The sequence below is a fragment of the Mesorhizobium sp. dw_380 genome (assembly GCF_018588885.1).
GTDB lineage: Bacteria > Pseudomonadota > Alphaproteobacteria > Rhizobiales > Rhizobiaceae > Mesorhizobium.
The window spans coordinates 61,152-78,480 of the sequence record NZ_JAFFIW010000023.1; the positions used below are offsets into that span (position 1 = coordinate 61,152).

Annotated in this window: 13 protein-coding genes; 4 read left to right on the forward strand and 9 right to left on the reverse strand. The window is 62.0% G+C overall.

From position 1 onward, the window contains the following. Genes JT360_RS21315 through JT360_RS21330 form a run of 4 tightly spaced genes read left to right on the forward strand, consistent with a single transcriptional unit; the run spans position 1 to position 6,983 of the window. A complete protein-coding gene (locus JT360_RS21315) occupies positions 1–1,173 on the forward strand; it encodes a glycosyltransferase family 2 protein (protein ID WP_214473746.1) in 1,173 nt (390 codons plus the stop codon). Beyond that, positions 1,130–4,180 (forward strand): trifunctional glycosyltransferase/class I SAM-dependent methyltransferase/polysaccharide deacetylase, encoded by a 3,051-nt coding sequence (locus JT360_RS21320; RefSeq protein ID WP_250888963.1) that lies wholly within the window; start codon positions 1,130–1,132, stop codon positions 4,178–4,180. The genes JT360_RS21315 and JT360_RS21320 overlap by 44 nt, the downstream gene beginning before the upstream one ends. Beyond that, positions 4,177–5,166 carry a glycosyltransferase family 2 protein gene (locus JT360_RS21325; protein ID WP_214473748.1) on the forward strand — a complete coding sequence of 330 codons (990 nt, stop codon included), beginning with the start codon at positions 4,177–4,179 and terminating at the stop codon, positions 5,164–5,166. The genes JT360_RS21320 and JT360_RS21325 overlap by 4 nt, the downstream gene beginning before the upstream one ends. Next, positions 5,163–6,983: an ABC transporter ATP-binding protein gene (locus JT360_RS21330; protein WP_214473750.1), complete on the forward strand. Its 1,821-nt coding sequence runs from the start codon at positions 5,163–5,165 to the stop codon at positions 6,981–6,983. Before JT360_RS21325 ends, JT360_RS21330 begins: the two co-directional genes overlap by 4 nt. 93 nt (positions 6,984–7,076) lie before the next feature. Here JT360_RS21330 and JT360_RS21335 read toward each other — a convergent pair whose 3' ends face one another. From JT360_RS21335 to JT360_RS21375, 9 genes are all read right to left on the reverse strand, one after another. Continuing rightward, positions 7,077–9,398, reverse strand: coding sequence for a xanthine dehydrogenase family protein molybdopterin-binding subunit (locus tag JT360_RS21335; protein WP_250888964.1), 2,322 nt, complete (start codon positions 9,396–9,398; stop codon positions 7,077–7,079). Positions 9,399–9,495: 97 nt separating this feature from the next. Then, on the reverse strand, positions 9,496–9,966 hold the full coding sequence (locus tag JT360_RS21340) for a nuclear transport factor 2 family protein (RefSeq protein ID WP_250888965.1): 471 nt from the start codon (positions 9,964–9,966) through the stop codon (positions 9,496–9,498). A 71-nt stretch (positions 9,967–10,037) separates the two neighbouring features. After that, positions 10,038–11,024 carry an FAD binding domain-containing protein gene (locus tag JT360_RS21345; protein ID WP_214473752.1) on the reverse strand — a complete coding sequence of 329 codons (987 nt, stop codon included), beginning with the start codon at positions 11,022–11,024 and terminating at the stop codon, positions 10,038–10,040. A 4-nt stretch (positions 11,025–11,028) separates the two neighbouring features. After that, complete coding sequence (locus JT360_RS21350; RefSeq protein ID WP_214473754.1) at positions 11,029–11,688, reverse strand: 2Fe-2S iron-sulfur cluster-binding protein; 660 nt, start codon at positions 11,686–11,688, stop codon at positions 11,029–11,031. Between the two features lie 129 nt (positions 11,689–11,817). After that, positions 11,818–12,702, reverse strand: coding sequence for a helix-turn-helix domain-containing protein (locus tag JT360_RS21355; protein WP_214473756.1), 885 nt, complete (start codon positions 12,700–12,702; stop codon positions 11,818–11,820). A 327-nt stretch (positions 12,703–13,029) separates the two neighbouring features. Continuing rightward, on the reverse strand, positions 13,030–14,004 hold the full coding sequence (gene galE / locus JT360_RS21360) for a UDP-glucose 4-epimerase GalE (RefSeq protein ID WP_214473757.1): 975 nt from the start codon (positions 14,002–14,004) through the stop codon (positions 13,030–13,032). Next, positions 14,001–14,975 carry a UDP-glucuronic acid decarboxylase family protein gene (locus JT360_RS21365; RefSeq protein WP_214473802.1) on the reverse strand — a complete coding sequence of 325 codons (975 nt, stop codon included), beginning with the start codon at positions 14,973–14,975 and terminating at the stop codon, positions 14,001–14,003. The genes galE and JT360_RS21365 overlap by 4 nt, the downstream gene beginning before the upstream one ends. A 495-nt stretch (positions 14,976–15,470) precedes the next feature. Further along, positions 15,471–15,701 (reverse strand): hypothetical protein, encoded by a 231-nt coding sequence (locus JT360_RS21370; RefSeq protein ID WP_250888966.1) that lies wholly within the window; start codon positions 15,699–15,701, stop codon positions 15,471–15,473. A gap of 936 nt (positions 15,702–16,637) precedes the next feature. Then, positions 16,638–17,294, reverse strand: a complete 657-nt coding sequence (locus JT360_RS21375) for a TetR/AcrR family transcriptional regulator (RefSeq protein WP_214473758.1) — start codon at positions 17,292–17,294, stop codon at positions 16,638–16,640. Positions 17,295–17,329 lie beyond the last annotated feature (35 nt).

Sequence of the window (17,329 nt, forward strand, 5' to 3'; positions counted from 1 at the left end):
ATGTCCGACACGCCGAACCGGCGCGCAAATTTGTTGAATGCAGAACTGCACAAGCTGTTTGGCCCGGATGGCTGCGAAGGTATCCGCCATGTGGATTTAGACACCCAAGTCGCTCCTGAAAATTGCGATTCTGGCATGATCGTGCTGTGGCGCGGCGGGCTTCCAGTCGGCCATTTGCTCAGAGGGAGCGACGGTGAGTGCCACACCACCCCAACCGTGGCGGCTCCAGATCCAAGGCTTGCCCCACCCGTTCTGAACCTGCCGAGCGCCAGCGTGGTCATATGCACACGCGACAGGCCGAACGAGTTGCGCCGTTGCCTCTCTTCGCTTCCACAGCAAAGCGTCCCTCCGGCAGAGGTCATCGTGGTCGACAACGCGTCGACAGGCAGCGAAACGCGCGAGGTAGCGGTCGCTGCCGGCGCAATATACGTCCGCGAGGATCGACCTGGTTTGGATATTGCCCGCAATCGGGGCGCCGAGCGTGCATCCTCGGAAATCGTCGCTTACACTGACGATGATGTCCTGCTTCATCCGCAATGGCTCGAGCAACTGATCACAGCATTCGACAGACCTTCGATCGGCGCAGTGACAGGCCTTGTACTGCCAGCCGAAATTGCTACCGAAGCGCAGCGCTATTTCGAGACGTTCTGGAGCTTCGGACAGGGCTACAGGCCGAAAGTATTCCGCGCGGCCGACTTTGCCGCCAATAAGCACGAGGTATTCCCGGCCTGGAAAATCGGTGCCGGTGCAAGCATGGCCTTCCGGCGTGACGTGTTTGACCGCGCTGGCTTGTTCGATGAGCGCCTCGACGTCGGCCAGGCTGGATGTTCGGGCGACTCCGAATATTGGTATCGGCTGCTCGCCAATGGATATGATTGCCGTTACCAGCCAACCTCCGTCGCGTTCCATTTCCACAGGCGGACGATGGAGGGCCTGGCCAAGCAAGTTTATTTCTACATGCGCGGTCACTCGGCCGCATTGCTCGTCCAGCATGAACGGACTGGCGTGAAGGCGAATTTGAAACAGGCTTTCAAATGGAAGCCACTTTGGTACCTGGGCAGAGTTCGCAGAAGGCTGCTCGGACGCAGGACCACTGAGGATCGTTTCCTTTGGCAGGAAATCGCCGGCTATGCTTCGGGAATCCTGTTCTACCTCCGAACCAAGCGCGGGTAAGGGCGACGTGGCGGACAATCCCTCGGTTTCAATCGTGGTGCCTGCGCGTAACGCGGAGCTGACGCTGGCACAAGCACTCGATTGTCTCGTCGGTCAGGACATTGCCGATTGGGAGGCGATCATCGTCGACGATGGCTCGGATGATGGTACTGCCGCAATCATCGCCAGTTATGTTGGGCGCGATGCTCGATTTCGCACGGTGAGTTCCTCTGCCCATGGCGCCGCCGGCGCGCGCAATCGGGGGGTTTCGTTAGCGCGCGGCCGCTGGCTCATGTTCCTGGACGCCGACGATTGGGTGGACGCCAGCTTCCTCGCGAAAATGCTGGCCGCACTGGAAACCGCGCCCGATTCGGTGGCTGCCTATTGCGGTTCTCGGCGAGTGATGCCCGATGGCGAACTCACCCCATCGAGCATCGCCCCCGAGGTTGCGATCCAACCGTTCGACACATTCGCGCGACGCTGTGCCATCCGCACTCACGCGCTGCTGATCGACCGGGCGACGATCGTCGAGTTAGGCGCCTTCGATGTGACGCTGCGCACCTGTGAGGACTGGGATTTGTGGCAGCGCGTCGCGCGTCTCGGCAAAAATTGGGTGATGGTCGACGAGCCGCTCGCCTTCTATCGGGCTAGCCCCAACTCGCTCACCCGCAATTCGACGCAGATGCTGGCAGACGCCGAAATCGTGATTGCCCGCGGCTTTTCCGCCGACCCCCGGGTGAAACGCCCGGCGTCCGCGCACGCCAACGGAGCGAATTCGGCGGACGGCCGCGCCGCTTCCGAAGCACTCGCGTGGTTCGCCTTGTGGAACGCCGCATCGGATTGCGGCAGCGGCGGCGGCCCGATCCACCCGCACATCCTGCGCGCTCTCCCGGCCAGATATGAATGGGCGCCCGACATCGCCAAGGTGGTCTTCGACGGACTGATGGTAGGAAGTCTATCGGTGCCACAGCAATTGGCCGCGAGATGGGACAGGTTCTGTGGCCCCCTCACCGAGTTGATCGTTGAGCTCGGCAAGATCTGGAGCGATCCGGTTGCGGCTCGTCGCGTACAATATCATCTCGAGCAAATGCTTCTCGACTTCGATAACCTCGCCGCTCCGCGCAGGCTGGCCCGCACACTCGGGATTCGCGTCGATGCCCGAAACCCGACCTCGACCGAACTGCCGGAAGGGATCGATCAAATCTATGCCTACCTGATGTTGGATGATCAGATCGCGGCGCTCGCGCAGTTCGGCGTGCTCGGGACGGTGACAAAGCGTCACTGGGTTGAATTGATCCTGAATGTCATGCCTTCCCGACTCTCCGGATTTAGGCGCATGGCATTCCGCTTCTGGAGGGGTGCCGCGCGACTTGCAAGCCGATCGCCTTCGCCCCCCCTGCAACGGGGTGCCGTAGCCGACAAGACAAATATGTCCGCGGCAGAGGCGTTGCTGCGGATAGCCGGACGCCGGTCTGAACGGGACAGCCACTACGGCAGACTTGCGCGGTTGGCAGCGGAAGCGCAACGGTTGGTGCGGTCGAGCGCCGAAGCGACAGAGCCTCCCGCATCGCCGCGCCGTGTACAGGCGGACGGTGGGCGCGACAACAATCGCAAGTCGTTCTGGGATCGCTATTTCGCGATCGAGGATCCCTGGAACTACGGTTCGCCCTACGAGCAGGAAAAATATGAGCGGCAGCTCGAAATTTTGCCGGCACGCCCCATAAAGCGGGCGCTTGAATTGGCCTGTGCGGAGGGCCATTTCACCCGGCAACTGGCGCCACGAGTGGGTCATTTGATCGCGACCGATATCTCCGCCATTGCCGTCGAGCGGGCGCGCACGCGATGCGGGGACCAGCTGAACGTCGAATTCAGGGTACTAGATTTCTGCGCGGATGCACTGCCAGGCGGGATGGACCTGATCATCTGCTCGGAAGTGCTCTATTTCCTGGACAACCTCGACGAGTTGCGGCGTGTCGCCTCAAAAATCGTTGAGGCGTTGGCGCCCGGCGGCAGTTTCATCAGCGCGCACGCCTTCGTGCTTCGTGACGATATGGAACGGACAGGCTTCGATTGGGACCAGAAATTCGGCGCGCAGGTAATCTCCCAGACGCTGGCAGCGACCGAAGGGCTCGTCCTTGAGCGATCGATCCAGACCGATCTCTATCGCATAGACCGCTTCCGCCGCCTGTCCCCGGAAGAGCTTGCCGCGGAACCGACGTTCGACCACGTCCTGATCCGCGCGCCCATCGAGACGGAGGTCGCGCGAAACATCGTCTGGGGCGGGGCACGGGCGCTGCGCCGTGACGTTGCGCGCAGCGAGCGGCGGCAGCGCATCCCTGTTCTCATGTACCACGGCGTCTCCGATGATGGTCCGGCCGCCCTAGCCCGCTATCGCTTCACCCCCGCCGCGTTCGACAGTCAGATGGCATGGCTGCGCGCCAATGGCTTTCACGCGATCATGTCAGAGCAGCTCGAATGGTTCATCGCCAACCGTCACCCTTTCGTGGGCCGCCCGGTGCTCATCACGTTCGATGACGGCTTGCAGAACTTTGCCGACCATGCCTGGCCAATCTTGCGCGCCAACGACCTGACCGCGGAAGTGTTCCTGGTGACGGACCTGGTGGGGAGCGCGCAGTGGGATGCCGACAGCGGTCCCCCGGCACCACTCATGGACGCCGGAACCGTGCGACGCCTTGCCGCCGAAGGTGCATTCTTCGGCAGCCATCTGGCAACGCATCACGCCATCGATGGTCTTTCGAGCTCCGAGCTGGCCGCTGAGCTGCTGCGCTCGCGTATGTTCGTCGAGCGGTGGACCGGGCGGGCAACGACGGCGTTCGCGGCGCCTTTCTCCGTCACCGACCGACGGCTTGGCCGGCTGGCCAAGGAATGCGGCTATCGAATCGGCTTCGGCGGCAGACCGGGGCCGGCGGATCTCGATTGCGATCCGATCGACCTTCCCCGCATCGAGGTGCGCGGGGATCGTTCGCTCGATGACTTTGTTGCCATTATAGAGGCCGTGCTCGAATGAACGGCGAACTCGTCAGTGTCATTATCCCCGCTTACAACGCGCAAGATACAATCGACGAGACGCTCCGCAGCGTTCGCTCGCAGTCCCACCGCGCGCTCGAAATTATTGTCGTCGACGATGGTTCAAGCGACCAGACTGTCGCCATCGCCCGACGTCACATAGAGACCGACCCGCGTGTGCGGCTGATCGAGCAGGAAAATGCCGGCGTGGCCGCAGCCCGCAATACGGGTTGGCAAGCGGCGCGGTCCGATCTGATTGCATTCGTCGATGCCGACGATCTCTGGGCGCCGACCAAGATAGAGCGGCAACTGGCTGTGTTCGATCGGGCAGACGAGAAAGTGGGGCTCGTCTACTGCTGGTATCGGGTCATCGATGCGCAGAGCACGGTAACGGATAATCAGCATCGGCCGAACTGGCGAGGCGATGTGCTTGAACGCCTTTTCCACGGCAACTTCGTCGGCAATGGCAGCGCCGCCTTGGTACGCCGGCAGGCGCTGATCGACGCGAACGGCTTCGAGGGTGGGCTGCGCGAGGCCGGCGCGCAGGGTTGTGAAGATATCCTCTTCTACTGTCGCGTCGCGGAAACGTACCACTTCGAAGTCGTCGAAGAGCCGCTGGTGGGGTATCGCTATCTACCGGGGAATATGTCGAGCAACATGACCCGCATGCTGCGGTCCTGGATGCTCGTGGTGGACGAGATGCTCGGCCGCCACCCCGATGCGGCATCTACGCTGCGCAAAGGTCTGCATTTCTATTCGGCATGGCTCCTGGAGCGGACGTTGCGCCAGAGGCACCCCCGCTACGTGTTGCCGATCCTGTCATTGCTGCTTCGCCGTCATCCCGCGATCGCCATGCGAATAATCGCCGTGGATTTGCCCCGGACTGGAGCGCATTTGGCCAAGCGCGCCGCAATGAAGCTGGTGCGCGGTCGGCTGCCTGTCCACCCGCGGGTGATCGTACGCTTCCCCACTGGGGAACTGAAATGAGCGAAGGGAAAGGGGCCATACGCCGCGGTGCGGTCCGTGCTTCGTTGCGCGATCTTTCGCACTTGCTTCGCATCGTTGGCAAGCCGCGCTGGGCGACACCCGTGCTGCTCGCGCTTGGCTTTCTGTCGTCCTTGGCCGAGACGCTCGGCATCACCCTGATCCTGCTGTTCCTTTATTTGGTGTCCAGCCGGATCACGGAGGCCGGAAATGGCCTTCAGGGTCGAATCCTGAGCCTGGCCGTCGGCTGGTTCGGCAGTCCTACCCGGCTCGCCTTCGCGATCCTCCTGCTGATCTTCGCGCGCGGAGCACTGGCGCTGCTGTATTCGTTGATAAGCTCCAATATCGGCGAACGGATCAGCGAGCGCGTGCGCAACCTCGTCCACCAACAATATCTCACGGTCGCGTTCGGATCCATCCAACAGCACGAGCAATCGCAACTCATGGAGGTGCTCGGGACCGAATCGTGGCTGGTGGCGCAAGCCTATGGTGCGGTGACCCGGCTCATCATCAACAGCTGCTCTATCTTCGTGTTCGCCGTCTTTCTGCTCACGATCTCCTGGAAGATCCTGCTGATCGCAGCCCTTGGTTCAATAGCGATCTCGGCGATCTTGCGCATCTTTTCGCGACCCGCGCGGGACCTGGGACATCGGGTGAAGAAAATCCATCAATCGCTCGGCGAGCACATGCTTATGACCCTCCAGGCGTTGCGCACCATCCGCGCCTATGGACAGGAGGCGCTTCACCAGCGCCGCTTCGTGCAATCGTCGGCGGCCGCGCGCAACGCATCGCTGTCCATGATTCGACTTTCGTCATGGATCGGCCCAACGACCGAGATCGGCTACCTCGGAATGTTGGGCTCCATCGTCCTGGTCTCCGGGTGGTGGCATATCAGCTTCGAGGTGACGCTGGCCGCTGTGGCCCTCCTTTACCGGCTGCAGCCGCATACGCAGGAGTTCGAGAGCAACCTGCTGTTTCTGGCGCAGTTGCAGCCGCAACTGCGCTCAGTGTTGGAAATGGTACAGTCCGGGGACAAGGAATATCCATCGCAGGGCACCATCGCACTCGGAAGTTTGAACGCGAGTATCGTGTTCGAGCACGTAAGTTTTGGGTATGATCAGAATACGCCGGTGCTCACTGACCTGTCGTTCGACATTCCAGCCGGAGAAACCACGGCGCTGATCGGCGCAAGTGGGGCTGGCAAGACGACGATCGTGAACCTCCTCCTGCGGCTATACGAACCGACCTCTGGCGACATCAAGATTGGCGGTACCCGGCTGCAAGATATCAGGCGGGATGACTGGCTGTCCAAGATCGCGGTAACAGGTCAGGACGTCGACCTCGTCGAGGGCACGGTGACAGACAATATCCGAATGGCCAAAGCCGATGCGACCGAAGATGAGATCATTGTCGCTGCCGGCAGTGCTGGAGTCGCGGCATTCGTCGAAGACCTCCCCGATCGCTACGATACCTGGATCGGGCAGGAGGGGCTGCGATTTTCCGGCGGCCAGCGGCAGCGCATTGGCCTGGCACGCGCTGTGTTGCGCAATCCGGACTTCCTGATCCTGGACGAAGCCATGAACGCACTCGATACGGCGCTCGAGGACCAGGTGCGGCGCGCGATTGACAGGCAGCTTGGCAAAAGGACAATTTTGCTGATCACGCACCGCATAGAAACGGCGCGTGATGCCGCCAATGTCATTTGGATAGAGAACGGCATGATCAAGAGCCAAGGACCTGCGTCCCTCGTCGTTGCTCAATATCAACGTCGCCAGCACGAAATCGTAAGTGCCTCCGATGCTGAGGATAAAGGACGGTGACCCTATTCTATTTTCTTCAATTGGCCCCAATGCCGAAACCCGGCGGCGGCGCCGACGTCGGCACAACCACATGGCGAGAACGGCTTTTCAGCATCAAATGGCAATCAACGGCAAGGCAGGCAGCACTTTGTCCAGGGTGATGGGAAATTCGCGCACCCGCACCCCGGTTGCGTTGTAGACAGCGTTGGCGACGGCAGCTCCCGCACCGCAAACGCCGAGTTCGCCGAGGCCCTTTGCGCCGAGCGGGTTGGCCTTGTCGTCCTGTTCTTCGAGAAACACGACCTCCATCTCTGCAATGTCGCCGTTGACCGGGACATGGTACTCGGCAAGATCGTGATTGACGAAGTGGCCGTAGCGCGGGTCGAGCACGGTCTCCTCCATCAGCGCCGCGCCGATGCCCCAGGCCATGCCACCGAGGATTTGCGAGCGCGCGGTCTTGGCGTTGAGGATGCGGCCCGCGGCCATTACAGCCAGCATGCGGCGCATGCGGATCTCGCTTGTATCGCAATCGACTTCAACCTCGGCGAAATGGGCTCCATAGGAGTGCTGCGAGTAAGCCTTGTATGACGCGGTGGTAGCGCCCGCGGCCACGGAGCCTTCGGCCTCGAACCCGTCGGGCGCGATCCTGCGGATGAGATCCGCCAGGCTTGCCGACCTTTGGCCGACCCTGACCTCACCATCGGCAAAGCCTGTCTCGGTGGCCATCGCACCGCGCAACGGCGAGGCTTCGCTCGACCGCGCCGCCTCCAGGATCCGCTGCTTAAGGGCGTCGCACGCGTTATACAGCGCGGACCCCGCGCTTGCCGCGCCCCAGGAGCCGCCGGAGCCGGCGGTGCGCGGGAAGCGGCTGTCGCCGAGCTCCACCTTGACCGACGCGATCGGCAGGCCGAGGTTCTCCGCGGCGATCTGGGTCAGGATCGTATAGGTGCCGGTGCCGATGTCGGTCATGTCGAGCCGTGCCGTCACCTGGCCGTTCCGGTCGATCGCGACCCGCGCCGTCGCCGCGCCGATGTAGTTCGGGCGGATCGCGGCAGCCATGCCGCGGCCGATGAGCTTGCGGCCCTCCAGGGTGCGGCCCGGTGTCGGGTCTCTGCGCTGCCAGCCGAAGCGACGCGCGCCTTCCTCCATGCAGGCCACGAGGTTGCGAGTGGAGAACGGCACGCCGCGCTCGGGATCCTGCGCCGGTTCATTGCGGATCCTGAGTTCGATCGGATCGAGGCCGACCCGCTCGGCGAGTTCATCCATGGCGCATTCGAAAGCAAGCATCCCGGGCGCTTCGCCCGGCGAGCGCATCCATTCACCACGGTTGACATCCAGCGGGACCAGGCGATGGCGCGTGGTACGGTTCGGTGCCGCATAAAGCGAGCGGGTAAAGGCTGCCGTTTGCTCGCAATACTCCTCGAAGCTGGATGTAGCGGACCAGACGTCGTGTGAGATTCCGGCGAGCCGGCCATCATTGTCCGCGCCAAGACGCACTTGCTGGATCATCTCTGCGCGGTGCCCGGCATTGGCGAACATCTGTTGTCGCGTAAACGCGATCTTCACCGGACGTTGCAGGGCCTGCGCCGCGAGGGCGGCCAGGATCGTGTCGGCATGGGCGATCAGCTTACAGCCGAAGCCTCCGCCGACGAAGGGGCTGACGATGCGCACACGCTCCGGCGCAATGCCGAGCGTGCTGGCGACGCCCGCCCGGAAGTTCGCCAGGGTCTGCGCCGACGTGTGGATCGTCAGTTCGTTGCCCGACCAGGAAGCGAGCGTCGCATGAGGCTCCATCGGATTGTGATGTTCGAACGGCGTTCGGTAGGTGGCATCGATCTTGACCGGAGCCGCCGCAGAAGCGCTCTCGAGGCTGCCGATCAAGCTATCTGTCTGAAGGCCGGCATTGGTCCGCTTTGGCGCATAGGCGTCGGCGATACGCGTCCGGAAATCGTAGCGGCCCGGCTCCTCGTCATAGCGCACCCTGATGAGGCCCGCCGCGGCACGTGCCGCCTCGAACGTCTGCGCGACGACCAGCGCGATTGGCTCGTCATAGTACCGCACCCGGTCGCTGTTGAGTGCTGGTCGGGCGCGCGTGAAGACCTCCGGCACCGTTGGCGTGACGGCGGCGCCGAAATCCGGCTGGGCCGGCGCATTGCGGTGCGTCATGACGAGGAACACGCCAGGCGCCTTCTCGGCTTCGGCCGTGTCGATCTCGGCGATGCGGCCCTTGGCAATGGCGGCCCCGAGGATGTAGCCATAGGCTATGCCGTCCAGCGTGTGCTCATAGGCGTAGGTGGCCCGTCCCGTCACCTTGAGCGGTCCATCGACGCGGTCGATTGGCCGGCCGATCAAGCCAGCATCGGGACGAGGCTTCACCCTTGAATGGGTGGCGGAGCCGGTCGAATCGGCAGGCAGTCCGGGTTTGGTCTCGTTCATAAGTCACCTGGAAGCTTTCATTTGGCGTTCGGAAGCATGGAGGCCGCGACAACGCCTTTTCCTCGCACCTTCACGTTCATCGCGCGGTGGCCGGAACTCATGCGGCGATCTCGCCGAAATACTCGCGAAACTCGACCAGCTTCCCTGTCGGGCCGGCTCGCATGAAGATCGCATGCAGGCCAGTGTAGGGCGCGCCACCGATTGTCCCGCTCCCGCGATCGCAGACGATGACCCAGTCGGCGGCGAAGAGCTTGAGATCGACTGTCGATTCGGTGATCCTGTTTCCCTGCGCTTGATGCGCGGCGGTCCAGGCTGTTAGCGCCCGCTTGCCCTCGGGCGGTCCGTGTCGACCTCGTTGCTCGCCGACAGGGAATTGGAAGGTCATCGTCTCATTGCAACAATCGAGGAATGCCGTCCAGTCGCCGGAAGCCCAGCCGGCAAAGAAGGCGTCAACGGCCGCCTCAAGCACGCGACGAGCTCCCGGATCGGATGTGGCGCCCCAGGCTGCGGCGGCAGAGACGAAAAGCCCGCCACCCGAGGCGGCAACGGCGCGTCGCGTGAGTTTCATGCCGATCTCCTGCTCGGCGCCTGCATCTGAGAACAGCCGTTCGGGGTCGTCATCTCTGTCATCGCATCACCTCATGCGCGTTCGACGGCGGCGGCGAGCGTGTGCCGCACTGTCCGTTTCGCCAGCGGAATCTTGAAATCGTTGCCGCCATGCCCGACTGCTCCCGCGAGTGCCGCCTCAGCGGCGTCGGTAAAGGCGGCGTCGGACGCCGTCGCTCCGGTGAGCCTTTGCTCGGCTGCCGTTGCGCGCCAGGGCTTCGGCGCCACGCCGCCCATGGCGATCCGGGCGCTTCGGATGCGGCCGCCGCTTTTTTCGACGATCGCCGCCACCGACACTAGCGCGAAGGCGTAGGAAGCCCGGTCGCGCACCTTGCGGTAGATCTGCCGACCGGGTGGCGGAGGCGGCAGGGTAACCGCGGCGATCATCTCGCCGTGGTCGAGCACGGTCTCCATGTCAGGCATCGTATCGGGCAATCGATGGAGATCGCCGATCGGGATCGTGCGGGTCTTTCTCTCGGGCGATATGGTCTCGATCCTGGCATCCAGCCCCGACATGGCGACGGCCATGTCGGAAGGATGGACCGCGATGCAGGCTTGGCTCGCGCCGAGGACGGCGTGCATGCGATTGAAGCCCTGAAGCGCCGCGCATCCGGAACCTTGCTCGCGCTTGTTGCAAGGCATGTTGCGGTCGTAGAAGTAGGGGCAGCGCGTGCGCTGCAGGAGATTGCCGGCAGTGGACGCCTTGTTGCGTATCTGGCCGGACGCGCCCGCCAGCAGCGCTTGCGCGAGCATTGGATAGCGTGACCTCACCTGTGGATCAGCGGCGAGATCGCTGTTGCGGACCTGGGCACCGATCCGAAGTCCGCCCTCATCCGTCTCTTCGATCCGATCGAGCGGCAGCCGGCTGATATCGACGAGATGCGCCGGCCGCTCGATCTCGAGCTTCATCAGGTCGAGAAGGTTGGTGCCGCCGCTGATGAACCTGGCGTTCGGCCGGGTCGCGACCGCAGCGGCCGCCTGCTCGGCACTTTCCGCACGTTGATACGTGAAAGATTGCATTTGCTCACGCCTCCCCTGCCGCGTCGCGGATCGCGGCGACGATGTTCGGATAAGCGGCGCAACGGCAGATGTTGCCGCTCATCCGCTCACGGATCTCGGCATCAGTGAGAGCGACGGAAGCCGCTGCCACGTCGGCGCTCGCATGACTAGGCCACCCTGCCCTGGCTTCGCCCAGCATGCCGACCGCGGAACAGATCTGGCCTGGCGTGCAGTAGCCGCATTGGAAACCATCGCGTGCGACGAAGGCGGCCTGGACCGGGTTCAGCCGATCACCCTCGGCAAGGCCCTCGATAGTGGTTATCTCGTCGCCCTGATGCATTGCGGCAAGCGTCAGGCAGGAATTGATCCGGCGTCCGTCGACAAGCACCGTGCATGCACCGCACTGGCCGTGATCGCAGCCTTTCTTCGAGCCGGTGAGGCCGAGATGGTTGCGCAGAGCGTCGAGCAGCGTCGTGCGCGGGTCGAGATCAACGGCAAGGTCCTTCGCGTTGATCCGCAAGGACATCGGCATCGTCGGTGCCGGCGTGGGCGATGGGGTTGCCATGACGGTGTCCGCCTGCTCGGCGCCAACCGGCATCCCGGTTGCCAGCAGCAAGCCAGTCGCGACCCCGCCCTCCAATACCGTCCGACGCGTCGGCCCTTTCCTGTGCCCTGTTTCAGCCATGCATGATCTCCCGGTCGCAATGAAGAACGCTGACGGCAACCGATGGCGAGCGCCTCAGGTGCTGTTGCTCATCGACCCTGGAGATGGAAACGCGTGCGGCGGCTTTCTTTCAGGAAATCGGCGGCAATGTCAGGATTCCGGAGAAAAATGCATCCGATAGACGCGAGGGGTCATGCCCCTGAGACGCCGAAATGTCGTGGTGAAGTGGCTCTGGCTTGAAAAGCCGAGCCGAACGGCAATGATACTGATCGACAGACCCGTTTCGCGCAGCAGCGTCTCCGCTCGCCGCACGCGTTGCTCGATCACATAGGCATATGGCGCAAGGCCGGTCGTCGCCTTGAAGCGACGTCCGAAACTGTCGACGGCCATGTCTGCGACGGCTGCCAGTGCGCTCAGCGAAATGTCGGAATTCATGTGTGCATCGATATAATCCCGAACGCGACCAAGCGCCCGACGGCTGAGGCAACCGTGACGCAGAGACGGGCGTTGCTCCCGGTTCAAGGTGGCCACGCGGAGGCCGACAAGGCCCACCAAATGCTCGACATAGGCGGTGTCCGGCTTATGGCCGAGCGCAATCTCGTCGCGAAGCGAGCCCACGAGCGTGGCGATGACCTGATCATTCTTGTTCACCAGGATCGGCAAATCCCCTAAGCGTTCGCATCCTGGAATGCTGGCGTCGGGATCGATCCATAGGGCCGAGTAGGTGAGGTCCACGTTCCGGTAGAAGCCGAGTCGCTCGGCGCCCGCGGGCACGAAGGTGAGGGCCCCGGGACGATCCATTCCGTCGTACACGGATTTAGCCTCGTGCCGGATTGACGTTTGTGACGTTCCGCCTTCCTCGGTCAGGACGACCAGATGATGAGGGGCTGTCCAGCGAAGTTCCGCCACCCGGCACGTCCATCGCCGATTGTCAAAAACGATCGAGGATCCGGCCCATGACGCGGTTTGAAGGGACTCCGACCTCTCTTCTTGGCTCCGAATCCGTCCATCACCAAGCAGCGGTTTGAATGACATTGCCGCATCTCGCTGGTTCATTGACAGCCGCGCCCAGCTCCAACCCGGGCATTGTGTGCTGTCCGCCCCCGTCGCTGCGCATGTGGGGCAAGCATCGGACCTTTACAACCGCATAACCGCGCCGCGTACCAAGAATTGGTGAGATCGCCCAAAAAATTCTGCCGGAGGCACAGTCTATACTGTGCGACGCAATTCAGTATCGAGCTCAGCCCTGAGGGTATGCTTCGCCGCGGCAGGTTTGGTCACTTTGTTGTTCACACGGCCATTTTGATGCGCCCAGCTTTCAAGCCAGCGGAAGGTAGGCTGGTCGGCAGCGTGGGGCACCTGTCACAATCGGCTGCGGTACCAGGCCAGCGCCGTCTCGACGATCCTGTCTATTCCGGATTGCTCAGGCACCCAGCCAAGTTCCCGGTGCGCCTTTCCGGCCGCGGCTACGAGCGCTGGCGGGTCACCTGCCCTGCGCGGACCGTAAACCACAGGAAGGCGCGATCCCGATGCCCGGCTGACCGCATCGACCAGCTCCTTCACCGTCGTTCCAGTTCCAGTCCCGAGATTGTAGACATGGACACCCTTGTCGCGGAGCAGTTTCTCCCCCGCCAGTACGTGAGCACGTGCGAGATCGGTGACATGGACATAGTCCCGCACCGCGGTTCCATCGCGTGTGTCGAAGTCGATGCCGTTGACGGTAAAGATCCGGTCCCGCCTGACAGCCGCCTCGATGGCGAGCGGTATGACGTGTGTTTCCGGTTCATGCCGCTCACCGACCTCGCCGTCGGGATCGCATCCGGCCGCATTGAAATACCGCAGCACGACCGCGTCGAGGCCATGGGCATAGGAGAGATTATCCACCATCCGTTCTATGATAAATTTCGACCATCCATAGGGATTGATGGGCGACTGCGGATGCGTTTCGTCAATCGGAGAGCGAACCGGAACGCCATAAGACGCGCACGTGCTGGAAAAGATCAGCTTACCGATGCCTGCCTTCAACATTTCCTCGAGCAAGACCAGCGACCCGAAACTGTTGTTTCGGTAGTAGAGTCCCGGATGTTCGACCGACTCACCCACATAGGCATAGGCGGCGAAATGCGCCACCACATCAGGCCGATATTGTCGCAGAGCCGCCGACACGGCCTCGGCGTCGGAAATGTCGCCCTCGACAATCGGCCCCCATTTGACCGCGTCGCGCCAACCGCGCGAGAGATTGTCATACGTGATGACCGACCAACCCGATTCGGCGAATGCCTTGCAGCAGTGTGATCCGATGTAGCCGGCCCCGCCGGTGACAAGGACGGTCTTCATTCGGCAGCGGCGGGCCGTAGATACCCCGACGAAACCAAGCCTTCGAAATAGGCAATGGTCTTGACAAGGCCGTCGCGCAACGGGGTTCTTGGCTCCCAATTGAGCTCACGCAAGGCATTTCCGATATCGGGCTGTCGCTGCCTTGGGTCGTCGATGGGCAAAGGCAAAAAACTGATCCTCGATCGGCTTCCGGTAATTTCGATCACAAGGTTGGCGAGTTCGAGCATCGTGAATTCGACCGGATTGCCGAGATTGATCGGACCGGTGACATCGTCAGCCGTTTGCATCATGCGAACCAGACCGTCGATGAGGTCGTCGACATAGCAAAACGAACGTGTCTGCTGGCCGGTGCCGTACACCGTTATCGGCTCGTTCTGCAGGGCTTGCACGATGAAGTTGGAGACAACGCGGCCATCGTCCGGACGCATCCTCGGGCCATATGTGTTGAAGATGCGCGCAACCTTGATCCGCAGCCTGTGCTGTCGCCAGTAGTCGAAAAACAGCGTTTCGGCGCATCGCTTGCCTTCGTCGTAACAAGCACGCGGTCCTATTGGGTTTACCTTGCCCCAATAGTCCTCGGTCTGCGGGTGAATTTCAGGGTCGCCGTAAACCTCGGACGTGGACGCTTGAAGGATCTTTGCGCGAACCCGCTTGGCGAGCCCCAGCATGTTGATCGCCCCGTGGACGCTGGTCTTGGTCGTCTGGACCGGATCGTCCTGATAGTGAACGGGGCTCGCAGGACAGGCAAGATTGTAAATCTCGTCAACCTCCACGTAGAGCGGAAACGTCACGTCGTGGCGAATGATCTCGAAGGATCTGTTGTCGAGCAAATGCGAGACGTTTCTTCGGCTTCCGGTGAAGAAATTGTCGACGCATATAACCTCGTGACCTTCGCCAAGCAGCCGCTCACACAAGAACGATCCCAGAAAACCCGCGCCTCCAGTCACCAGGATTCGTTTTGCTTGCTGCATTTTGGGGCCTCCAGGTATTTTAGCCAAACCTAATACGTTACCAGATTAGGCCGATTGACCAGCGGCCTGCTTTCAATTTTCGTTACCGACAAGACATTGTTGTCAAAACGCGACGCCCCGTGGTGTCCCCCGGCACTGAAGGAGGTTGAATCCCGGTTCCTCGCCCTCGCCAATGTCCCCCCGATACTTCATATGCCGGAGTAGCTGCTACAGCGTGGCAAGCGGACTCGGGGAGCAGTTCTTCGGTCTCATTATGAACGTGCCGCCCGCCTGCAGGACCGTGCTCACGACGGCAAAGCCGGGATGGGCCGCGCTTGCTTCCTCGAACTGCTGGCGCCATCGTTGATGCTGTTGTCGTCGGCCGGTGACCGGTCAAACTCGGTCTGAAGCTTCCCGCCACCTGGCCTTCGCGGTGAAGGTCAGCGCGCTGAAGCGCTGCCGTGCTTTTTCACCCTGGTGATCGCCGACTTGTCGACGGTGATGACGCCGCCGCAGTCAATCCGCACCGTCAACTTTGTTGGCTTCGCGGTCGATGCGGGTGATGTCCCCAACAAGAACAACTTTGTCTCCAGCGCGGGTTTTGGGTGGCGGATCGACCGCATAAGGAGGGTCATACGATGGAATGCTTACTCTGGCGCGGCCGCTGGGAAGAACCGTGACGACCGTGCCGGTCAGCGCGACTTCGTCGCCGATCTCAAATTCCCGAGGCACGCTATACCCTAGCATAGGCTTCCTCCGGTGCTTCCCCAATTAATGCCGGCAAACTGAGTTGGTTGCGTGAAATCGCAAACGACTGGCGCAGAAATCAGGAATAGCATCCTGAATCCGGCGAGCTCACTTCCTCCGGAGGCTTGCCACGACGTGAAAATCTCCTTTTCGTTGAAGACACGCTGGGCAAGAAGGTAGCGATCGGCTCCGGCTTGTCAGTCGACTGCCTGACCCACGTCCACCGGATGGTGCTCGACGTCCCCGCATTGGCTCGATGCTGCCCTTCTCCAATCGTGACTGGAAGCCGATCTTCGAAAGTGAGTGAGGAAAATGCAGGAACCTTTCATGCGCCAGCCGCTTTGTGTGCATGTCCCAAACCGTTGAACCACCCATATTGCCAAAGGGTAGCCCAGACCGGGATGTCAACTGTGAGGTCGCCTTGGAAGCCGCATTCGCTGCGCTGGTGGCTGCCTCGGAAACGCAGGGATGGACGCCCCATGAAACGGCTGCAGCTCTACTGAAAATCGCCACGGACCATGCCCGGCAGTTCAGGCTTGTGCCGGCTAAGCCGCCGCCAAGGTGGCAACCGCGAAGAGATATATTGATCGCGTGTGCCGCGCTCGTGTTCTTGCTGTGTGTCACCGTCGGTTGGTGGGTGCTTAGGTAAGCCCGTCCGCCAGATTGTCGGCTCTCGGATGAGCCTCACCCGGGTCGCGAACTAAGCGCCTCACAGCGACCACGCCTCCGGGCAACGTGCGACGAGAACTTAGCCAAACCCTGACGAGGGGTGATAAACCTCGCTGGATAAGACGCAACCACGCGCGCTTCAGAGTACGTCCGCTCAGGGCCGGCCGCCGCAACAAGCCGCGACCCGCTGGGGCCGAAAAAGACCGTCAAACACGGCCGAGCGGTCCGCACAGTTGCCCCGGCATTCGCTCGCCGCCGTGGCGTGCCTCACTTGCCGTATGACGCAAGGAACACGCGCACACCGGCGGCGGCGTGTCGTCGAAGCTCCGCCGGTTTCGGAATTGAATCATCCCCCAACAGCATGGCCCTGTTCAATGGCTCGCCCATGATCAACCAATTGAACTGGGAAGCGGCGACTGCTGGATCACCGATCGCAAGCAGGCCGCGATCGGCCAAGCGATCGAACAGCACTGCCATCGCGGCCATTGCGCGCCCGGGTCCACCATCGAAGAGCGCCTTTGCCAGTTCCGGGAAACGGCCGACCTCGCCGATTACCAAACGGCGCAGCTGCATGACACGCGGCGTGAGTACAGTGGTAAGCTGTCGGTACGCATAGCGCCGAAGATATTCGGCAACGTCTTCGCCCTCGGCGAGGTCCGGCATTTCAGTATGGACCCTATCGCTGGCTCGATTGGTCACGCTGCTCACGATCTCCACGAACAGCGTCTCCTTGCTCGGAAAATTCTTGTAGACGGTCTGTTTCGACACCGCCGCAAGCGCCGCGATCTCGTCCATGTTGGTGGCCAGATAGCCCTTTTGCAGAAACACCTCTGTAGCCGCATCGAGGATGGCCCGCCGCTTTTTCGCCGACCGTCCGTGCGGTTCTAGTTCTTCTGAAACACCTGCTGAACGCGTCGTGGTCATGCTCCTGGTGTGTCCGCTGCCGATTGACTCATAGT